Raw genomic sequence first — 18,986 nt, 5'->3', positions numbered from 1 at the left:
CGACCTCAAGCTTGCGGTTCGATGGCCGGCTTCAGCAGCCGGTAGTGGAGGCGGCCGTACCAGACCAGTCCGTTGACCAGGGCGATGGTGACGAGGCCCGTCACCGCGCTCAGGGCGGTGGCGGCGGCCATCAGGCCGATGCCGCCGAGGATGGCGACGGCCGCGCCGCCCGGCGGATCCATGAACGGTCCGGCCGAGAACACGAAGCCGCCGGCGATGAACATGCCGATCCCGGCCATGAAGAAGCCGAACAGCGCCCCAATCACCCCCATCAGGATGGGCAGCAGGATCAGGATGTCGATCGCGCCCAGGCCCAGCACCGCGAAGACGGCGCCGGCCGCGGCCGAGGGGTTCTTGGTCTCTTCCCAGCGCTTGAGGCCCGCTTCGGCGCGCAGTTCGCGGGCCAGGCGGTCGGGGTCGCCCAGGGCGGCGGCGGTTTCCGCCTCGGAGCGACCGGCGGCGATGGCGTCGTCGAAATGGGCCTCGTAGTCGGCCACGGCGTCGGCGATCGTGGTGACCGGCAGGCCGGCCAGGCCGCGCTTGAGGCGTGTGACGAATTCGGCGCGGGTCATGCGGCGGCTCCCAGGATGTCGTTCACGGCCTTGGCGAAGGCTTCCCATTCGCTCTTCTGGGCGGCGAAGCTGTCGCGGCCGGCGGCGGTGAGGCGGTAGTATTTGCGGGGCGGGCCGCTGGACGACTCGACCAGATAGGTCTCGACCAGGCCGTCGGACTGCAATCGCCGCATCAGCGGGTAGATAGTCCCCTCTCCCATGTCGATGTCCTTGGCCAGCTGGCTGGCGATCTCGTAGGCGTAGCTGTCGGCCTTGGACAGCAGGGCCAGCACGCACAGCGCCAGCACGCCTTTCTTCAGTTGGGTTTCGATGGCTTCAGGCACGGCTCTCGTTTCCTGTTCGTGAGAACCTTGTACGGCCAGGTAGCGTGCGATGCAAGGTAGCTGTTATTACAAGTTATCAATGTTCGAGGATCGATGTGATTCGCCTCGTGGTCGTGTGGATGAAATCGGCAAAGTTATTGAGAACGCTTCTCAACTGGCGCGATTCCCCTGCGCTACGTGTGGTTTCGGGTGCTTGGCAACAGGGATTGAAGCGCGTAAGCACGCCTGCGACCGGCCGGCGCCGTGGGGGGAGTGCTTTCGACCGTTTCAAGTCGATTGCATAAGTCCGCGTAACCGGTCGTATTGTGCATGTCGGCGCGGGGACACGGCTGAGTAACAGCCGGTCGCCGCCGTAACGGGCCGAGAGGGAAATGAAGGCACAAGTTCAGGGGATGGGACGGAAAGGGTTGGGCTTTGCAGCCGCCGCCGTCATGACGACGCTCGCGGGGCATGCCTTCGCCGACGATCTATTGGGCCAGCCGACGCCGGGGGGCATCGCCCTCCAGCCGGCCGCGTCGGTGCTCAAGCACGACGCCATCTGGTTCCACGACTGGGTTCTGCTGCCGATCATCACGCTCATCACCTTGCTGGTGCTGGGCCTGCTGGTCTGGATCGCGATCCGCTACAACAAGAAGGCGAACCCGGTTCCGGCCAAGTTCAGCCACAACACCACGATCGAGATCATCTGGACGATCGTGCCGGTGCTGATCCTGATGATCATCGCCATCTTCTCGTTCCGGCTGTTGTTCAAGTACAACGACATGCCCAAGCCCTACATGACCGTGAAGGCCACGGGCTATCAGTGGTACTGGGGCTACGAGTATCCGGACCAGAAGGTGCCGGAGATCGTCTCCAAGGTGCTGAGCGAGGAAGAAGTGGCGGCCAAGGGCCTGCCGCACAGCCTCTATCGCCTGGCCGCCGACAACGCGATGGTGGTGCCGGTCAACCAGGTGGTGCGCGTGCAGGTCACCGCCGCCGACGTGATCCACGCCTTCGCCCTGCCGGCCTTCGGCCTGAAGACCGACGCCATTCCGGGCCGCCTGAACGAAACCTGGTTCAAGGCCGAGAAGGTGGGCACCTATTACGGCCAGTGCTCGGAGCTCTGCGGCATCGACCACGCCTTCATGCCGATCGAGATCAAGGTCGTCACGCAGGCCGAGTTCGACGCTTGGGTGAAGGCCAAGGCTCCCGCCGAGGCGCCCGCCGCCCCGGCGACCGCCGAAGCCGCTCCGGCCGCCGCGCCCGCCGCCACGACGCCCGCCGCCGCTGCTCCGGCCGCTCCCGCTTCCGCTCCGGCCGCGGCCCCCGCCGCCGCGCCGGCGGCCTAAGAACGCTTTAGGATATCAGTCCGATGGCTCACGCCGCTGACATTGATCACCACGACGACGGCCACGGCGCCGACGAAAAGCCGCCCTTCTTCGCCCGCTGGTTCTTCTCGACGAACCACAAGGACATCGGCACCCTCTACATCCTGTTCGCCATCATGGCTGGGATCGTCGGCGGCGCCCTGTCGGGCCTGATCCGCTGGGAGCTGATGCACCCCGGCATCCAGATCTTCTCCGAGACCGGCCTGCTGGCCGAGTGGGGCGTGTTCAAGGGCAAGCACGGCTACAACGCCGTGGTCACCGCCCACGCCCTGATCATGATCTTCTTCATGGTCATGCCCGCCATGATCGGCGGCTTCGGCAACTGGTTCGTGCCGATCATGATCGGCGCGCCGGACATGGCCTTCCCGCGGATGAACAACATCTCGTTCTGGCTGCTGGTCGCCGCCTGGATCCTGCTGTGCACCTCGATGTTCGTCGACGGCGGTCCGGGCCACGGCTTCGGCGGCGGCTGGACGATCTATCCGCCGCTGTCGACCTCGGGCCACACCGGCCCGGCCATGGACCTGGCGATCCTGTCGCTCCACCTGGCCGGCGCCTCGTCGATCCTGGGCGCGATCAACTTCATCACCACGATCTTCAACATGCGCGCGCCGGGCATGACCCTGCACCGCATGCCGCTGTTCGCCTGGTCGGTGCTGATCACCGCCTTCCTGCTGCTGCTGTCGCTGCCCGTGCTGGCCGGCGCCATCACCATGCTGCTGACCGACCGCAACTTCGGCACCCATTTCTTCGAACCCGCCGCCGGCGGCGACCCGGTGATGTTCCAGCACCTGTTCTGGTTCTTCGGTCACCCGGAAGTGTACATCCTGATCCTGCCCGGGTTCGGCATCATCAGCCACATCGTCTCGACCTTCTCCAAGAAGCCCGTCTTCGGCTACCTGGCCATGGCCTACGCCATGGTCGCCATCGGCTTCGTCGGCTTCATCGTGTGGGCCCACCACATGTACACGGTCGGCATGAGCATCAACCTGCGCGCCTATTTCGTGGCCGCGACGATGATCATCGCCGTCCCGACCGGCGTGAAGATCTTCAGCTGGATCGCCACGATGTGGGGCGGTTCGATCAGCTTCAAGACGCCCATGCTGTGGGCGATCGGCTTCATCTTCCTGTTCACCGTGGGCGGCGTCACCGGCGTCGTCCTGTCGAACGCCGGCATCGACTACAGCCTGCACGACACCTACTACGTGGTGGCCCACTTCCACTACGTGCTGTCGCTGGGCGCCGTCTTCGCCATCTTCGCGGGCTTCTACTACTGGTTCGAGAAGATGTGGGGCGTGAAGTACAACGAGTTCCTCGGCGCGACCCACTTCTGGATCATGTTCGTGGGCGTGAACCTGGTGTTCTTCCCGCAGCACTTCCTGGGCCTGGACGGCATGCCGCGTCGCTATGTCGACTATCCGGACGCCTTCGCGAAGTGGAACTACGTCTCGTCGGTGGGCTACATGATCACCGTCGTCGGCGTCGGCGTCTTCATGCTGGTGCTGATCGAGGCGGCCATCCGTCGCCGCAAGGCCGAGGCCAACCCGTGGGGCGAAGGCGCCACCACGCTGGAATGGACCCTGTCCTCGCCGCCGCCGTTCCACCAGTTCAGCGAGCCGCCGGTCATCAAGGCCGACGATCACCACTGATCTCTGGTAAGATAGCTGTATAAGCGCGGGGGCGCGGATCGGGCGGACAGTCCGGCCCGCGCCCTTCGACCATCAAGACCCCTCTTCGAAGACGTAAGTTCCAAGTCCCATGGCCAAGCCCGCCGTCCTTTCGCCCGACACGCCCGCCGACACGGTCCGCGCGGCGCGCTGGCAGGACTACTTCCAGCTCCTCAAGCCGCGCGTGATGTCGCTGGTGGTGTTCACGGGCCTGACCGGCCTGGTGGCCGCCCGCACCCCCATCCATCCGTTGCTGGGCGCGGTGGCGGTGCTGTGCATCGCCGTGGGGGCAGGGGCCTCGGGCGCCCTGAACATGTGGTACGACGCCGACATCGACGCCAAGATGCGCCGCACGCGCGGCCGTCCGGTGCCGGCCGGCCTGGTCGAGGGCTCGGAAGCCGCGACCCTGGGCGTCGTTCTCTCCCTGCTGTCCGTCATGCTGCTGGGCATGGCCATCAACTGGCTGGCCGCGGGCCTGCTGGCCTTCACCATCGTGTTCTACGCGGTGGTCTACACCATGTGGCTCAAGCGCTGGACGGCCCAGAACATCGTCATCGGCGGCCTTGCCGGGGCGCTGCCGCCGGCCATCGGCTGGGCGGCGGCCAGCGGCTCGGCGCCGCTGAACGCCTGGCTGATGGTGCTGATCATCTTCCTGTGGACCCCGCCGCACTTCTGGGCCCTGTCGCTCTACATCAGCACCGACTACGCCAAGGCCGGCGTGCCGATGCTGCCGGTGGTCAAGGGCGCCAAGGAGACCCGCAAGCAGATCCTGCTCTACAGCCTGGTGTTCATTCCGGTCTGCCTGGCCCCGGCCGTCACGGGCCTGGGCGGTCCGCTGTACCTGGCCGTCTCGGCCCTGGGCGGCGCGGTGTTCCTGGTCCTGGCCTGGCGGGTGTTCCGCAGCGACGCCGGCGACGCGGCCGACCCGCGCACCGCCGACCGCGCCCTCTACGAGGTGCAGGCCCCCGCGCCCGAGCCGGTCCCCGAGGCCGAGCCGGGCAAGCGCCCGCCGCCGGTGGGCGGGGCCAAGGACGCCCGCAACCTGTTCGCCTTCTCGATCCTGTACCTGTTCGCCCTTTTCGCCGCGCTCCTGGCCGAGGCCATGATCGGCATCCGGGCCCTGGAGCTTCCGCTTTGACCGATCCGAAGAAGACCGTTTCCGCAAAGCCCGACGCCGACCAGGCGCTCAAGGCCCGCAACGGCCGCAACCTAGCCCTGGCGCTGGGCCTGGTGGCCTTCGTCGCCCTGGTCTTCGTGGTCACCCTGGTGAGGCTCGGCGCCAATGTCGGACACCGGTTCTGAGGGCAAGCCGGCGGCCAAGGCCGGCAAGGCGTCCGATCCGCACGCCCGTCGCAACAAGCGCGTCGCGCTGATCTGCGTGGCCGCCTTCGCCGGCATGGTCGGTGCGGCCTACGCCTCGGTGCCGCTCTACAAGCTGTTCTGCCAGGTCACCGGCTTCGACGGCACGGTGCGCCGCGCAGAGGCCGCCCCGACCAAGGTTCTGGACAAGAGCGTCGCCGTCCGCTTCGACGCCAACATCCGCGGCCTGCCCTGGACCTTCACCACCGAGCAGGTCAGCCAGGACATCAAGCTGGGCGCCTCGGGCCTGGCCTTCTTCAAGGTCACCAACAACAGCGACAAGCCCCAGACCGGCCGGGCGATCTACAATGTCGTGCCCGAGCAGGCCGGCGCCTATTTCCAGAAGATCGAGTGCTTCTGCTTCTCGAACCAGACCATCGAGCCCGGCCAGACGGTCGAGTTCCCGGTCGTCTATTTCGTCGATCCCCGCTTCGCCGAGGATCCGGAGACCAAGGGCAAGTCCGAGATCACCCTTTCCTACACCTTCTTCCCGGCGGTGGAGGGCGACGATGGCGGCAAGCAGGCCGACGCGACGCCGCGCATCGTTCAACCACTTGGCGGAACACCGTCCAAGGGACTATAGCAATCCACAAGGGAGTGCGCGGGCCTTGGGGGACCTACGCGACGCGTACTTCAAATAATCAGAGGGTTCGCAACACATGGCCCACGGCGCCGTCAAACACGACTACCACATCCTGCCGCCCAGCCCGTGGCCGTTCGTCGGCTCGATGGCGTCCACCGTCATGGCCATCGGCCTGATCGCCTGGATCAAGGGCGGCGTGTTCGGCATCGAGAAGGGCCAGTGGTGGCTGTTCGCCGCCGGCCTGGCCGGCGTGCTCTACACGATGTTCGGCTGGTGGCGCGACGTCATCAAGGAAGCCAACGCCGGCGACCACACCCCCGTCGTCTCGATCGGCCTCCGCTACGGCATGGTGCTGTTCATCGCTTCGGAAGTGATGTTCTTCGTCGCGTGGTTCTGGATCTTCTTCGAGATGGCCCTGTTCCACGGCCACCGCACGCTCTCCAGCATCGAGGAAGTCCGCACCGCCTGGGCCGCCTGGCCGCCGGCCGGCGTCGAGACCGTCTCGCCCTGGCACCTGCCGCTGGTCAACACGCTCACCCTGCTTCTGTCGGGCACCACCATCACCTGGTCGCACCACGCCCTGCAGCAGGGCGATCGCAAGGGCGCCAAGTGGGGCCTGATCCTGACCATCCTGCTGGGCGCGCTGTTCACCTGCATCCAGGTCTACGAATACGCCCACATCAACCACGAGAACCTGTTCTACAGCGAAGCGGCCGCCAATTCGGGCCTCTACGGTTCGACCTTCTTCCTGGCCACCGGCTTCCACGGCTTCCACGTCTTCGTGGGTACGCTGTTCCTGATCGTCTGCCTGATCCGCCTGATGAACGGCGCCTTCACGCCCAAGCAGCACTTCGGCTTCGAAGCGGCCGCCTGGTACTGGCACTTCGTCGACGTGGTCTGGCTGTTCCTGTTCGCCTTCATCTACGTGATCTTCGGCGCCTCGGCGCACTAGGGTCACGGAGTTCCGAAAGGCCCGGAGCGCCGACCGCGCTCCGGGCCTTTCTCGTTTCAGCGGAGCTGGGTCGAGATCTCATCTCGCTCCGCCTCATAGCCGCTTCCCTGGGCCTCGTGCCCAGGGCCCATCGTTCCATCGCTCAGACCGTGCAAGCCGATCTCCGCCTTGCCGGCCGACGCATGGATCCTCGCCACAAGGGCGAGGAAGGCGGTAGGGAAGGGGCGGCGCAAATGTCGGACGGTGCAGCACCCATGCCCAAGACCAACCCCTACGCCGCCGGCGCCGCCGGGCGCTGTCCCGTCTGCGGCGAGGGCTTCCTGTTCGAGGGCTTCCTCAAGGTGGCCCAGCGCTGCGAGGCCTGCGGCTATGATCTCTCCAGGCTCGAGAGCGGCGACGGGGCGGCGACCTTCGTCATCCTGATCGCCGGCGCGCTGTGTGCGTTCGGGGCGCTGTTCTCGATGTTCGCCTGGGGCTGGCCGGTATGGCTGCTGCTGCTGGTCTGGCTGCCGCTGACCCTCATCGCGTGCCTCGTTTTGATGCGCCCGGCCAAGGGCCTGATGGTCGCCGCCCAGATCGCCAACAAGGCGTCGGAAGCGGGGCGCGGCGATGTCTGAGATCGCTCGGAAGAAGGCCCGCTTTCCGATCGTCCTGACGATCGCGACCCTGATCGCCTTTTCCATCCTCTGCGGCCTCGGGGCCTGGCAGATGCAGCGCCTGGCCTGGAAAGAGGACCTGCTGGCGCGGATCGAGACGCTGAAGACCGCGCCGGCCCGGCCGCTGGCCACGGTGCTGGCCCGCGCCGACAGGGGCGAGGACGTCGACTTTGTTCGCGTGGCCGCCGACTGTGCGTCGGGGCCGACCGTCGCCCTGCCGCTCGTTTATGGCGTACGCGACGGCGACATGGTCTGGCGGGCCATGGCCGCCTGCCGCCTGTCTGGACAGGCGCACGGCGTGGTGCTGCTGGACCTCGGCGTCGTCGACGCCCTGACCGGTCAGATCGAGCCCAGCCCCCGATCCTTCGCCGCCCCGGCCCGGGCCGTGGGCGTGCTGATGGCTCCCAAGGCCCTGGGCGGCGACCGCGAGAAGGCCCTGGCCGCCTTCGCCGCCGACAGGCCCGCCTCGCACATCCTGATGGTCGAGACCGCCACGCCCGCCGTTTCCGGCGTGACCCCCGCGCCGCTGCCGGCAGAAATTTCCAATCGGCACCTGGAATACGCGCTTACGTGGTTTGGTCTTGCCGTGACCCTGCTGTTTATCTATGCCGCCATGCTCTGGCGGAAGATGAGATCCTGATGCGCTACGTCTCGACCCGGGGCGAGTCCCCTTCGATCGGTTTCCTGGACGCGGTGCTCGCGGGCCTCGCCCCCGACGGCGGCCTGTACGTGCCTGAGGCCTGGCCGGCCTTCACGCCTCAAGAGATCGCCGCCTTCGCCGGCAAGACCTACGCCCAGGTGGCCGCCGCCGTGCTCGGCAAGTTCGTCGGCGACGACATCCCGGCCGACGATCTGGCCCAGATGTGCGACGAGGCCTATGCCAGCTTCACCCACGCGGCGGTGACGCCGCTGAAGCAGCTGGCCGCCAACCGCTACCTGCTGGAGTTGTTCCACGGCCCGACCCTGGCCTTCAAGGACGTTGCGATGCAGCTCCTGGGCCGGCTCTACGACTACGTGCTGTCGCGCCAGTCGCGGACCATGACCATCATCTGCGCCACCTCGGGCGACACCGGCGGCGCCGCCGTCGAGGCCTTCCGCGGCCGCAGCAACGCCCGCATCGTCGCGCTCTTCCCCGAAGGCCGGATCAGCGAGGTCCAGCGCCGGTTCATGACGACGGCGCAGGACGCCAATGTGTCGTGCGTTTCGGTGCAGGGCTCGTTCGACGACTGCCAGGCCATCGTCAAGCAGGCCTTCCAGGACGACCAGTTCCGCCACGCGGTCGACCTGTCGGGCGTCAACTCGATCAACTGGGCGCGGATCGCGGCCCAGAGCGTCTATTACTTCACCGCCGCCGTCAGCCTGGGCGCGCCGGCCCGCGAAGTGGCCTTCGTCGTGCCGACCGGCAATTTCGGCGACGCCTACGCCGCCTTCGTCGCCAGGCAGATGGGCCTGCCGATCGCCAAGGTCGTGGCCGCCACCAACAGCAACGACATCCTGGCCCGCGCCTTCGAGGACGGCCGCTATGCGCGCGGCGCGGTGGCCGCCACCCAGAGCCCGGCCATGGACATCCAGGTCGCCTCCAACTTCGAGCGTCTCTATTTTGAGGCCGTGCGCCGCGACGGCGTCGAGACCGGCCGCGCCTTCCGGGGCTTCAACACCACCGGTTCGCTCGACATCCCGCCCAGCGCCCATGCGATGATGCGCGAGCTGTTCGCCGGCGCCTCGGTCAGCGAGGCCGACACCGCCAAGACCATGCTGTCGACGCTGAACGAGACCGGCGAGGTGGTCGACCCGCACACCGCCGTCGGCCTGGCCGCCGCCCATGGTCTGCGCCTGGAGGACCCCACGATCCCGGTCGTGGTGCTGTCGACCGCCCACCCGGCCAAGTTCCCCGAGGCCGTGCTGGCCGCCACCGGCGTCGTCCAGGGCGTGCCGCGCGGCGCGCCCGACCTGTCGGCCAAGCCCGAACGCTTCGACCGCCTGCCGGCCGATGCGGCCGCCGTGAAGGCCCACGTGCGGGCGTTCGCGGGGAAGTAGGAAAAGGCCCTCCCCCTGAAGGGGGAGGTGGCCCGTAGGGCCGGTGGGGGAAGTCCCTGCGGATGTCGGGGGTGATGTGAGCTCACATCCCCCTCCGTCGGCTTTGCCGACACCTCCCCCTTCAGGGGGAGGGTCGCTTTCGGACGCTTAGGCGGCTACACGGAGGGAAATGAGCCTTCCGACCCTCCATACCCTCCCCAATGGCGTCCGCGTCGTCTGCGATCCGATGCCGGGGCTCGAGACCCTGGCCCTCACCGTCGTCGCCGGGCGCGGCGCGGGCTATGAGGATCCGGCGCGGTCGGGCTGGTCGCACCTGCTCGAGCACATGGTGTTCAAGGGCGCGGGCGGCCGCAGCGCGCGCGACATCGTCGAGGTGATCGAGACCGAGGGCGGCTCGATCAACGCCGCCACCGGCTATGAGCGCACCAGCTTCCAGGTGCGGGCGCTCAAGGGTGGCGCCCCGCTGGCCATGGCGGTGATCGCCGACCTGGTGCGCCGGCCCACGCTGGACGCCGGCGATCTGGCGCGCGAGAAGCAGGTGGTCGCCCAGGAGATCGCCGAGGCCGCCGACGCGCCCGACGACTACGTCTTCGACCTGCTGCAGAAGGGCGCCTGGGGCGACCATCCGGTCGGCCGGCCGATCCTGGGCACGGTCGAGAGCGTCGAGGCCGCCACCCCCGAGGCCCTGGCGCAGTGGCGCGCAGCGCTCTATGCCGCCGACCGGCTGGTGATCAGCGCCACCGGCGCGGTCGAGGAGGCCGAGATCCTCGCGCTGGCGGAAAAGGCGTTCGGCGACCTGCCGGCGACGCCGGGCGTCGCTGCGCCCGAACCCGCGGCCTTCGTCGGGACGAGCTTCGCCGAGGCCCGCAAGCTGGAGCAGGCCCATCTCGTTCTGATGCTGCCGGCGTTCGGCTCGCGCGACGATGACTACTTCGCCCTGCGCGTTTTCGCCGAGGCCCTGGGCGGGGGCATGTCGTCGCGGCTGTTCCAGGAGGCCCGCGAAAAGCGCGGTCTGGCCTACAATATCGACGCCTATGCCGACACCTATGCCGACATCGGGGCCCTGGGGATCTATGTCGGCTGCGCGGCCAAGGACGCGGCCGAGACCGCCAAGGTCTGCGCCGAGCAGCTGCTGGCCCTGGCCGCGCGCATCGAGCCCGCCGAACTGGCCCGCTGCAAGGCCCAGCTGAAGGCGCACATGTTCATGGCCCGCGAGCAGCCGCTGGCCCGCGCCGAACAGAACGCCGGCCAGGCCCTGACCTTCGGCAAGCTGTTCCCGCCCGCCGAGCTGGCCGCGGGGGTCGACGCGGTCAGCGCCGACGACATCACGCGCCTCGGAAAGCGCATGCTGGACCCGGCGCGGGCGGCCACCGCCGTGTTGGGCGCCAAGACCGCGCTGTCGGCCGGGGAAATCTTCCGACGGACGTTGTTCGACGGCCGATAAGCCGCGATGGTGCGCGGGTATCGCTAAGAGCCGTTTCTTGTCCGCCATCCTCCGCCTGTTCCGCATCGACCATGGTCCGCGCATCGACGCCGAGCGGGTCTATCTGCGCCTGCCGCGCCTTGCCGACCACAAGCCGTGGTCCGAGCTACGGGCGGCCTCGCGGGGCTATCTGACGCCGTGGGAGCCCAGCTGGCCGGCCGACGACCTGACCCGGGCGGCCTTCCGCCAGCGCCTGGCCGCTTACGCCCGCGAACTGGAACTGGGCGAGGCCTTTCCGTTCTTCGTATTCCGCAAGGACGACGACGCCATCGTCGGAGGCGTGCGTCTCTTCAACATCCGCCGGGGCGTCTCGCAGACCGGCGTGCTGGGCTACTGGGCGGGCGAGTCGTTCGCCGGCCAGGGCTACACCACCGAGGCGGTGAAGGCGGTGATCGACTTCGCATTCGGACCCCTGGGGCTCCATCGGCTCGAGGCCGCGTGCATGCCGCACAACGCGCGTTCGGCGGACCTGTTGTCGCGCTGCGGGTTTTCCGAGGAAGGATACGCCCGCGCTTATCTCAAAATTAACGGCGAGTGGCGAGATCATCGTCTGTTCGGGTTGATCGCTCAGTCATAGCGACCGCCCGGGCTGTGACGCCGGCTTTTTCGGCGCGGGAACGGGCATGTCATTCAAGGTTGCCGAGCGACGCATCTGGGACGCGACGACCACGCTGGAAGCGCTGGGCGCCGCCGAGGTCGCGCTGTGGCACTGGGAGCCCGAGGCCGACCGCCTGCGCATCAACGGCGCGGCCCGGGCCCTGGGCCTGTCTCCGCTCGCCCCCGAATGCTCCTCCGCCGCCTTCCGCGCCCTTGCGCTGCCGCAAGACCGCGCCCAGGCCGAAGAGCTGCTGCGGGTGCGTGAAGCCGGTGCCGAGATCGTCGTGCGCCTGCGCATGCGCAGCGGCGGCGTCTGCATCTGGCGAGGCGTGTGGCTGGAAGAGGGCCTGCGCGCCGCCGGCGTGATCGCCCCGGAAGTGAAATTCGCCGCTTCGGGCAAGGACGAGCTGACGGGTCTGCTGGACCGTCGCAGCTTCATCGCCCGCGCCCGCGAGCGCCTGACCCATGACGGCGTGCACGAGCTGGTCGTGGCCGATCTCGACCGCCTGCGCCGCCTGAACGAGGCCCTGGGCCACGAGCGCGCCGACCTCGTCCTAGCCGCCCTGGGCTCGCGCCTGGCCGCCGCCTTCCCCGAGGGCTCGATCCTGGGCCGCATCGGCGAGGACGAGTTCGCCGTGCTGTGCGAGCCGAAGGGCTACGAGCCCGCCGAGCTGCTGCGCTCGGCGCTCGAGCAGCCCTTGCGGATCGCCGGCTTCGACATCCACCCGACCCTGACCATCGGCGCCGTCTCGGCCGAGGGCGGCGAGGACGCGCCGGAGGCCGCCGAGCTGGTCCGCCGGGCGGAGCTGGCCGTCGAGGCCGCCGCCGCCAACGGGCGCGGCTCGGCCGCCGCCTACGGCCGCTCGATGGAGACCGACGGCCTGTCGCGCCTGGCCCTGGAAGCCGACCTGCGCGGCGCCATCGGCCGTGGCGAGATCGTTCCCTATTTCCAGCCGGTCGTGCGCCTGTCGACCGGCGCCCTGTCGGGCTTCGAGGCCCTGGCGCGCTGGATCCACCCGCGCCGCGGCCTGCTGCCGCCCGACGAATTCCTGCCGCTGATCGAAGAGATGGGCCTGATGGCGGAGCTCGGCGAGCACATGATGCGCAGCGCCGGCAAGCAGCTGGCCGCCTGGCGCAGCAGCCACCCGGCTGTCGGCGCCCTGACCGTCAGCGTCAACCTGTCGACCGGCGAGATCGACCGTCCGGGCCTGGTGCACGACGTGGCCCAGGTGCTGGCCGAGAACGGCCTGCCGCGCGGCGCGCTGAAGCTGGAAGTCACCGAAAGCGACATCATGCGCGATCCCGAGCGGGCCGCGGTGATCCTGAAGGCCCTGCGCGAAGCGGGCGCGGGCCTGGCGCTCGACGACTTCGGCACCGGCTTCTCGTCGCTGTCCTACCTGACGCGCCTGCCCTTCGACACGCTGAAGATCGACCGCTACTTCGTGCGGACCATGGGCGGCAACGCCGGCTCGGCCAAGATCGTGCGCTCGGTGGTCAAGCTTGGCCAGGACCTCGACCTGGAGGTCGTGGCCGAGGGCGTGGAGAACGCCGAGATGGCCAGCGCGCTGCAGAAGCTCGGCTGCGACTACGGCCAGGGCTTCGGCTATGCGCCGGCCCTGTCGCCGCAGGAGGCCGAGGTCTATCTCAACGAGGCCTATGTCGACGGCGCCGCGCCGGTGAAGGCGCGCGGCTGAAGCCACAGCCGGCGGATTTTCACTCGCCCTGACGCTGTTCCGCCATAGTGGAAATCAACCATTAAGACTATTCCGCGATGGTCGCTCGACTTATCGGGGAACCTCTCATGGCGACGTCGTCCAAGCTCATGAAGTCGGCGCTGGCCCTCTGCGGCGCGGCGCTGGTGCTGGCGGGCTGCGCCAGCTCCGAGGACATGCGGGCGCTGCGCCAGCCGGCCATGCCGCCGGTGGCGGTGGCCAAGGCCTCGCCCGCGCGGCCGTTCTACCGCAACATCGCCGTCCAGGAGATCCAGGGCGCGCCGGAGTTCCGCTGGTTCGACGGCGGCGCGGTGATGACCACTCGGCCGACGCGCAAGCAGGTCTTCGACCAGCTGTCCCTGCATCTGGACCGCGCCGACATGCTGGCCCCCCGGCTGGACGCCGAATACATGCTCTACGTTCAGTTCGACGAATTGCGCGGGCCAGACGTCTGGCTGGGCAGCGACAAGCTGGCCTCGGCCAGCATCACCTTCCGCCTGGTGCGCTGGCGCACCAACCAACTGGTGGTCGAGAAGACCGTCGAGACCAGCTATCGCACCCAATGGGTGGGCATCACGCCCGAGATGGTCCGGGCGGGGATCGCCGGCCCGATCGGCGTGGCGCGGGACTCGGCCATCGCGCCGGTCGGCGGCGTGCTGGGCGGCATGCTGCTGGGCTATTACGTCAACGAGGAGCTGACGGTGTCGATCGCGGCGGCGCCCTATGCCGGCCTGATCGGCGGCGTGCAGGCGGCTGCGATCGACGGTCCGGGCCGCTTCGACCCGGGTGCGGCTTCGGCCTTCACCACGGCCGTGAACATCGGCAGGGCCAGCGGGCGGTTCACCGACCTGGAGGCCATGCTGGCCGGCGGGGCGATCCTGGGCGTCAGCGGTGCGGCGGGGCCGGCGCCGGCCACGCGGGCCGTGGCGGCCGGCGACGTCATCTCGGGCGAATTCAGCGGCACGGCGAGGCGTTTCGCAGCCACCCGCGGCCTTGTCGACCTGGCCTTCGACCAGTTCATGCGCGAGCTCAGCCGCGACGGCTCGGTGGTCTACAAGCGGGCGGTGTCGTGCCGCGCGCTGAACCCCTACGGCTATCGCGGCGCCCACATGATCGAGACGGCCGACGCCTACGCCGTCGACTGCCCGGCCGCCCGCTACAACAACAGCCCGACCACGCGGGCCTATCCGGCGCGCTTCTGATGGCTATCGGTTCGCCAGGTCGCCGTACCACCAGGCGGCGGTGACCCCGCCGTCCATCAGGACGTCGCCGCCGGTGATGAAGCCGCCGACCTCGTCGGGCGCGCCGGCGAGAAGCCTCTCCTTGCTCAGGACGGCGTTATAACGCCGTCGGAGGGGCGGGATTAGCCACGACCCCTTCCATGGCCTGCTGAGCGATCCTGAGCAGTCCTGTGAAGGCCTAGCGGCGGGCTTCGGTGGCCATGCGGACAGCCAGGCCCCCGAGCACGCTGGCCATCAGCCAGCGCTGCACCAGCGCGAAGCTGGGGCGCGCAGCCAGGAAGCCGGCGATGGTCCCTGCGGCGAAGCAGATCGTGGCGTTGACCGACAGGCTGATGGCGATCTGGCTGCCGCCCAGCAGCAGCGACTGGGACAGGACGTTCCCGTGCCCGGGATCGATGAACTGCGGCAACAGTGACAGATAGAGCATCGCCGCCTTGGGATTGAGCAGGTTGGTCAGGAAGCCCATGGCCATCAGCTTGGCCGGCGGGTCCTTGGGCAGCTCGCGCACCTGGAAGGGCGAGCGGCCGCCGGGCTTGATCGCCTGCCAGGCCAGCCAGCCGAGATAGAGGGCGCCGCCGAAGCGCAGGATGTCGTAGGTGATCGGCGCGGCCATCAAGAGGGCGGTGATGCCCAGCGCCGCGCAGACCAGGTAGACGACAAAGCCCGCCGCCGTGCCGGCCAAGGAGACGATGCCGGCCCACTTGCCCTGGCAGATCGATCGGCTGACCAGGTAGAGCATGTTGGGGCCCGGCGTCAGGGCCATCCCCAGGCAGACGAGGCAGAAGGCGATCCAGGTCTTGGCGTCGGGCATCGGGAGCTCCGTGGAAGCGGGCACGAAAAAGGGGCCGGAAGCTTTCGCCGCCGGCCCCTCGATACTTTTCGGATGATCCGAAAACGATCCCTAGTGGATGTCTTCGTTGATCAGGCCGACCTTGTACCAGCCAGCGGTCTGCAGCTGGTTCAGGACGCCCATGAAGTCCGAGTACAGCACGTCGGCGTCGGCGCGGATCATGACGCGCTGATCGTCCTTCGGACCGGCTTGGCCCTTCGAGGTGAACGAAGCGTCCAGGTCGATCGGCAGGTTGTCGAGGCTGGTTTGCTTGTCCGCGATGAACAGAGCGCCCGACTTCTGGATCGAGATGAACACCGGTTCCTTCGGCTTCGGCGCGTTCGGCGGCGGCGGGACGGCCGGCGGCAGGTCGATCTTGATCGAGGTCACGGCCATCGGCACGGCGACCATGAAGATGATCAGCAGAACGAGCAGAATGTCGACGAAGGGCGTGACGTTGATTTCGGAATTCTGGTTCAGCGAGTAGCGACCGCCGCCGCCGCCAGCAAGTTTAGCCGCCATAGCCTGACTGTCTCCCGGGGACCGCCCCCAGGCGGTCCAGAAATTGTTAGATGCCACGTCTGGCGCAGACGAGCGCGGAAGTAAAGCCCGACGAGACGCCGCGATGGCAACCCCTTTTGTGAGTCTTTTTGGCCTAACGGCGTTCAGGAGGCGGATTCCGGGTCAGGCCGTCGCGCAAGACGCGACTAGCGCTGGCAAACTGGCCGCGCTAAGCCCCCGCGCATGATCTTTTCGTTCGACGCCTACGTCACCGCCGCCCTGTTCGATCGCGCTGGACGCGCCGGATTCGCCCTGGGCGACGGCACTGTCCGATTCGAAGCCGAGGGCGGCTTCGTCACCGTCGAGGCCCATGGCGGGGCGATGGGCGGCGCGGCGCTGGCCGCCTGCGTCCACCCCTCGGGCCGCGGCCTGGTGACCGGCGGCGACGACGGCCGCGTGGTCTGGAGCCGCCTGGAGGGCGACGAGCTGGTCGCCACCCTGCTGGCCGAGGTCAAGGGCAAGTGGATTGAGCACGTGGCCGCAAGCCCGGCCTCGGGCCTGATCGCCTTCACGGCCGGCAAGGAGGTCCATGTGCTGGACTCGGCCGACCCCGCGTTCCGCCGCGTCTATGCGCACGAGAAGACGGTGTCGGGCGTGGCCTTCGACCCGAAGGGCAAGCGCCTGGCCGCGGCCGGCTACGGCGGCGTGTCGCTGTGGTGGGGCCGCATCGCCGACCAGAAGCCGACGGTGATGAAGTGGGCCGGCAGCCACGTCGCCCTGGCCTACAGCCCCGACGGCAAGTTCCTGGTCTCGGCCATGCAGGAAAACCAGCTGCACGGCTGGCGCCTGTCGGACGGCAAGGACATGCGGATGGGCGGCTATCCGGCCAAGATCAAGAGCATGGCCTTCCTCGACAAGGGCAACCTCATGGTCACCGCCGGCGCCAACGGCGCGGTCGTCTGGCCGTTCGCCGGGGCCAACGGACCGATGGGCAAGGAAGCCGCCGAGATCGGCTTCTCGCGCGACTCGCTGGTCGTGCAGGTCGCCGGCGTCGACGCCCTGCCGGTGGCCATCGCCGGCCAGGACAACGGCCGCATCTGGGCCTGCCACCTGCGCTCGGGCCGCATCGAGACCCTGAAGGCCGAGAAGGGCGCCCCGATCAGCAGCCTGTCGGTCAACGCCGACGGCACGCGCCTGGCCTGGGGCGACGAAACCGGCGAAGCCGGCGTGCTGGCCGTGCCGGACATTTCGGTGCGGAATTTCTGATCCTAGATCCCTCTCTCTGAGAGAGAGGGAGGGGCCCGCCGCGAAGCGGTGGGAGGGTGAGAGGTTTCACCTTTGGCCGGTGAAGGGCGATTGCTTTCAGCCATGAAAGCTTCCGCCTTCCTCGCCCTTGTGGCGAGGACCCATGGTTGGGCCAGGCTCGGCTTTTCGAACGGGACGCCGCCGGTGCAGGCGCCCACCCCCACACAGTCTGAGCGGCTGAAGCCTGGGCCCTAGGCACAAGGCCTAGGGAGGCGGGGTTGGTTAAGCCTGCGCCCATTCGGAAAGCTTTTAACCTCTCACCCTCCCATGGCTTCGCCATGGGCCCCTCCCTCTCTCAAAGAGAGAGGGTCAGGTCAGACCGGCCAGGTCTCCTCGCTCGCCCCCAGAACTTCGCCCGCCAGGTACAGAGAGCCGCAGATCAGCACGTGCGGTACAGGGTCGAGCGCGAGCGCCCGGCTAAGGGCGTCGTCGAGGCTGTCGCAGGCGGCGGCGCGCAGGCCGGCCAGTTCGGCGGCGGCGGCGGTTTCGGCGGCGCTGGCGGCGGCGTGACCTTCGAAGGTGACGGTGAAGACCTTGGTCGCCACGCCCCGGAAGGCCTCGAAGAAGCCGGCGGCGTCCTTGTTGGCCAGGAGCCCCGAGATCAGCGCCACCGGGCGGCCGTCGCGGGCCGCCAGATCGGCCACGGCGCGGGCCACGGCGCGGCCGGCGTGCGGATTGTGGCCGCCGTCGAGCCAGAGGTCGGCGCCGGCGGCCTGGGCGGTCTGCGCGTAGGGGCCGGCCGTCAGTCGCTGGAAGCGGGCCGGCCAGACCGTGCCGGCGATCCCCCGGCCCATGGCCTCTTCGTCGATGCGCGGGTCGTCCAGCGCCAGCAGGGCGGCGACGGCCAGGCCCGCATTGGCGAACTGGTGCTCGCCGGGCAGGGCGGGGGCGGGCAGGTCGAGCAGGCGGTCCTGCATCTGCACCAGCAGGCGGCCGCGCTCTTCCCAGGCGTCGAACTCGCGGCCCATGAGCGTGAGCTCCACCCCGGCCATGGCGGCGGCGGTGTCGAGCACCTCGTCGACCGTGTCCTGCTGGCGGGCGCTGACGGCGGGGGCGTCCGGCTTGATGATGCCCGCCTTCTCGACGGCGATCTTCTCGATGGTGTCGCCCAGGAACTCGCGGTGATCCAGGTCGATCGGCGCGATGACGCTGACGGCGGGGCTGGAGATGACGTTGGTGGCGTCGAGCACGCCCCCTAAGCCCACCTCGACGATGCACAGGTCGGCGGGGACCTCGGCGAAGGCGACGAAGGCCGCGGCCGTGGTGATCTCGAAAAAGGTGATGGCCTGGCCGTTATTGGCCGCCTCGACCCGCTCCAGCACGTCGGCCAGGTGGTCCTCGGTGATCAGGGTTCCGGCCAGGCGGATGCGCTCGACGAAGCGCACAAGGTGGGGCGAGGTGAAGACGTGGACCTTGAGCCCCGCGGCCTCGGCCATGTGGCGCAGATAGGCCACCGTCGAGCCCTTGCCGTTGGTGCCGGCCACGTGGATCACGGGCGGCAGGCGGTCCTGCGGGTCGCCCAGGGCGGCGCACAGCCGGCGCATGCGGCCCAGCGACAGGTCGATCTTCAGCGGATGCAGCGCCCGCAGGCGCTCGAGCGCGGCGTCGTGGGCGCGGAGGTGGTCGGTCATGGGAGCCCCGAAAGCGCCTCCCCCGCGAGCGGGGGAGGTGGCGCGGCGCTATCAGCGCCGTGACGGAGGGGGCGAGGGACGGAGTGCGGCGTGGGGGGGGGGGGGGGGGGGGGGGGGGGGCACGGGGGGCGCGACAGGGGGAGCGCAGGGGGGGGGGCGACACATAACACA

19 protein-coding genes are annotated in these 18,986 nt (G+C 68.9%); 14 read left to right on the top strand and 5 right to left on the bottom strand.

Annotation, left to right across the window (positions count from 1 at the left end):
• Positions 1-5 precede the first annotated feature (5 nt).
• Positions 6-572, bottom strand: coding sequence for a DUF1700 domain-containing protein (locus tag P7A99_RS22315; RefSeq protein WP_277795932.1), 567 nt, complete (start codon positions 570-572; stop codon positions 6-8).
• On the bottom strand, positions 569-895 hold the full coding sequence (locus P7A99_RS22310) for a PadR family transcriptional regulator (protein WP_277795931.1): 327 nt from the start codon (positions 893-895) through the stop codon (positions 569-571). The genes P7A99_RS22315 and P7A99_RS22310 overlap by 4 nt, the downstream gene beginning before the upstream one ends.
• 371 nt (positions 896-1,266) lie before the next feature.
• Here P7A99_RS22310 and coxB point away from each other — a divergent pair, with 371 nt between their 5' ends.
• The 13 genes from coxB (at position 1,267) to P7A99_RS22245 (ending at position 14,510) form a co-directional block, all read left to right on the top strand.
• Entirely contained in the window at positions 1,267-2,223 is a 957-nt protein-coding gene (gene coxB, locus P7A99_RS22305; protein WP_277795930.1) for a cytochrome c oxidase subunit II, read from the top strand.
• A 23-nt stretch (positions 2,224-2,246) separates the two neighbouring features.
• Positions 2,247-3,911 (top strand): cytochrome c oxidase subunit I, encoded by a 1,665-nt coding sequence (ctaD, locus tag P7A99_RS22300; protein WP_277795929.1) that lies wholly within the window; start codon positions 2,247-2,249, stop codon positions 3,909-3,911.
• 109 nt (positions 3,912-4,020) lie between these two features.
• On the top strand, positions 4,021-5,067 hold the full coding sequence (cyoE, locus tag P7A99_RS22295; RefSeq protein WP_277795928.1) for a heme o synthase: 1,047 nt from the start codon (positions 4,021-4,023) through the stop codon (positions 5,065-5,067).
• Positions 5,064-5,231: a hypothetical protein gene (locus P7A99_RS22290; protein WP_277795927.1), complete on the top strand. Its 168-nt coding sequence runs from the start codon at positions 5,064-5,066 to the stop codon at positions 5,229-5,231. The genes cyoE and P7A99_RS22290 overlap by 4 nt, the downstream gene beginning before the upstream one ends.
• 94 nt (positions 5,232-5,325) lie before the next feature.
• The gene (locus P7A99_RS22285) at positions 5,326-5,871 is read left to right on the top strand and encodes a cytochrome c oxidase assembly protein (protein WP_431307701.1); all 546 of its coding nucleotides are present in this window, start codon (positions 5,326-5,328) and stop codon (positions 5,869-5,871) included.
• A gap of 76 nt (positions 5,872-5,947) precedes the next feature.
• On the top strand, positions 5,948-6,823 hold the full coding sequence (locus tag P7A99_RS22280) for a cytochrome c oxidase subunit 3 (protein ID WP_109101983.1): 876 nt from the start codon (positions 5,948-5,950) through the stop codon (positions 6,821-6,823).
• Between the two features lie 254 nt (positions 6,824-7,077).
• On the top strand, positions 7,078-7,440 hold the full coding sequence (locus P7A99_RS22275; RefSeq protein ID WP_277795925.1) for a DUF983 domain-containing protein: 363 nt from the start codon (positions 7,078-7,080) through the stop codon (positions 7,438-7,440).
• The gene (locus tag P7A99_RS22270; RefSeq protein WP_277795924.1) at positions 7,433-8,119 is read left to right on the top strand and encodes an SURF1 family protein; all 687 of its coding nucleotides are present in this window, start codon (positions 7,433-7,435) and stop codon (positions 8,117-8,119) included. The genes P7A99_RS22275 and P7A99_RS22270 overlap by 8 nt, the downstream gene beginning before the upstream one ends.
• A complete protein-coding gene (gene thrC, locus P7A99_RS22265; protein WP_277795923.1) occupies positions 8,119-9,516 on the top strand; it encodes a threonine synthase in 1,398 nt (465 codons plus the stop codon). Before P7A99_RS22270 ends, thrC begins: the two co-directional genes overlap by 1 nt.
• Before the next feature lie 169 nt (positions 9,517-9,685).
• Positions 9,686-10,960: a M16 family metallopeptidase gene (locus P7A99_RS22260; protein WP_277795922.1), complete on the top strand. Its 1,275-nt coding sequence runs from the start codon at positions 9,686-9,688 to the stop codon at positions 10,958-10,960.
• 37 nt (positions 10,961-10,997) lie between these two features.
• Positions 10,998-11,576 carry a GNAT family N-acetyltransferase gene (locus P7A99_RS22255; RefSeq protein WP_277795921.1) on the top strand — a complete coding sequence of 193 codons (579 nt, stop codon included), beginning with the start codon at positions 10,998-11,000 and terminating at the stop codon, positions 11,574-11,576.
• Between the two features lie 46 nt (positions 11,577-11,622).
• On the top strand, positions 11,623-13,290 hold the full coding sequence (locus tag P7A99_RS22250; RefSeq protein WP_277795920.1) for a putative bifunctional diguanylate cyclase/phosphodiesterase: 1,668 nt from the start codon (positions 11,623-11,625) through the stop codon (positions 13,288-13,290).
• Between the two features lie 107 nt (positions 13,291-13,397).
• Positions 13,398-14,510, top strand: coding sequence for a hypothetical protein (locus P7A99_RS22245; protein ID WP_277795919.1), 1,113 nt, complete (start codon positions 13,398-13,400; stop codon positions 14,508-14,510).
• A gap of 217 nt (positions 14,511-14,727) precedes the next feature.
• Here P7A99_RS22245 and P7A99_RS22240 read toward each other — a convergent pair whose 3' ends face one another.
• Positions 14,728-15,360, bottom strand: coding sequence for a LysE family translocator (locus P7A99_RS22240; protein ID WP_277795918.1), 633 nt, complete (start codon positions 15,358-15,360; stop codon positions 14,728-14,730).
• A gap of 90 nt (positions 15,361-15,450) precedes the next feature.
• Positions 15,451-15,900 (bottom strand): biopolymer transporter ExbD, encoded by a 450-nt coding sequence (locus P7A99_RS22235; protein ID WP_058349874.1) that lies wholly within the window; start codon positions 15,898-15,900, stop codon positions 15,451-15,453.
• A gap of 222 nt (positions 15,901-16,122) precedes the next feature.
• Between P7A99_RS22235 and P7A99_RS22230 the strand changes: the two genes are divergently transcribed.
• Positions 16,123-17,145: a WD40 repeat domain-containing protein gene (locus P7A99_RS22230; RefSeq protein WP_277795917.1), complete on the top strand. Its 1,023-nt coding sequence runs from the start codon at positions 16,123-16,125 to the stop codon at positions 17,143-17,145.
• Positions 17,146-17,498: 353 nt separating this feature from the next.
• Here P7A99_RS22230 and P7A99_RS22225 read toward each other — a convergent pair whose 3' ends face one another.
• Entirely contained in the window at positions 17,499-18,815 is a 1,317-nt protein-coding gene (locus tag P7A99_RS22225) for a bifunctional folylpolyglutamate synthase/dihydrofolate synthase (protein WP_277795916.1), read from the bottom strand.
• Positions 18,816-18,986: the final 171 nt, after the last annotated feature.

The sequence above is a fragment of the Caulobacter endophyticus genome (assembly GCF_029543245.1).
GTDB classification, from domain to species: Bacteria; Pseudomonadota; Alphaproteobacteria; order Caulobacterales; family Caulobacteraceae; genus Caulobacter; species Caulobacter endophyticus_A.
The sequence above is the reverse complement of the archived record's forward strand: the minus strand, read 5'-3'. Positions and strand labels throughout refer to the sequence as shown.

Bases quoted from the DNA above. Each gene is read 5' to 3' on its own strand.
- P7A99_RS22315 (WP_277795932.1), bottom strand. From the start codon at position 572: ATGACCCGCGCCGAATTCGTCACACGCCTCAAGCGCGGCCTGGCCGGC.
- ctaD (WP_277795929.1), top strand. From the start codon at position 2,247: ATGGCTCACGCCGCTGACATTGATCACCACGACGACGGCCACGGCGCC.
- P7A99_RS22280 (WP_109101983.1), top strand. From the start codon at position 5,948: ATGGCCCACGGCGCCGTCAAACACGACTACCACATCCTGCCGCCCAGC.
- P7A99_RS22240 (WP_277795918.1), bottom strand. From the start codon at position 15,360: ATGCCCGACGCCAAGACCTGGATCGCCTTCTGCCTCGTCTGCCTGGGG.
- P7A99_RS22245 (WP_277795919.1), top strand. From the start codon at position 13,398: ATGGCGACGTCGTCCAAGCTCATGAAGTCGGCGCTGGCCCTCTGCGGC.
- P7A99_RS22225 (WP_277795916.1), bottom strand. From the start codon at position 18,815: ATGACCGACCACCTCCGCGCCCACGACGCCGCGCTCGAGCGCCTGCGG.
- thrC (WP_277795923.1), top strand. From the start codon at position 8,119: ATGCGCTACGTCTCGACCCGGGGCGAGTCCCCTTCGATCGGTTTCCTG.
- cyoE (WP_277795928.1), top strand. From the start codon at position 4,021: ATGGCCAAGCCCGCCGTCCTTTCGCCCGACACGCCCGCCGACACGGTC.
- P7A99_RS22270 (WP_277795924.1), top strand. From the start codon at position 7,433: ATGTCTGAGATCGCTCGGAAGAAGGCCCGCTTTCCGATCGTCCTGACG.
- P7A99_RS22260 (WP_277795922.1), top strand. From the start codon at position 9,686: ATGAGCCTTCCGACCCTCCATACCCTCCCCAATGGCGTCCGCGTCGTC.
- P7A99_RS22285 (WP_431307701.1), top strand. From the start codon at position 5,326: ATGGTCGGTGCGGCCTACGCCTCGGTGCCGCTCTACAAGCTGTTCTGC.
- P7A99_RS22250 (WP_277795920.1), top strand. From the start codon at position 11,623: ATGTCATTCAAGGTTGCCGAGCGACGCATCTGGGACGCGACGACCACG.
- coxB (WP_277795930.1), top strand. From the start codon at position 1,267: ATGAAGGCACAAGTTCAGGGGATGGGACGGAAAGGGTTGGGCTTTGCA.
- P7A99_RS22275 (WP_277795925.1), top strand. From the start codon at position 7,078: ATGCCCAAGACCAACCCCTACGCCGCCGGCGCCGCCGGGCGCTGTCCC.
- P7A99_RS22230 (WP_277795917.1), top strand. From the start codon at position 16,123: ATGATCTTTTCGTTCGACGCCTACGTCACCGCCGCCCTGTTCGATCGC.
- P7A99_RS22235 (WP_058349874.1), bottom strand. From the start codon at position 15,900: ATGGCGGCTAAACTTGCTGGCGGCGGCGGCGGTCGCTACTCGCTGAAC.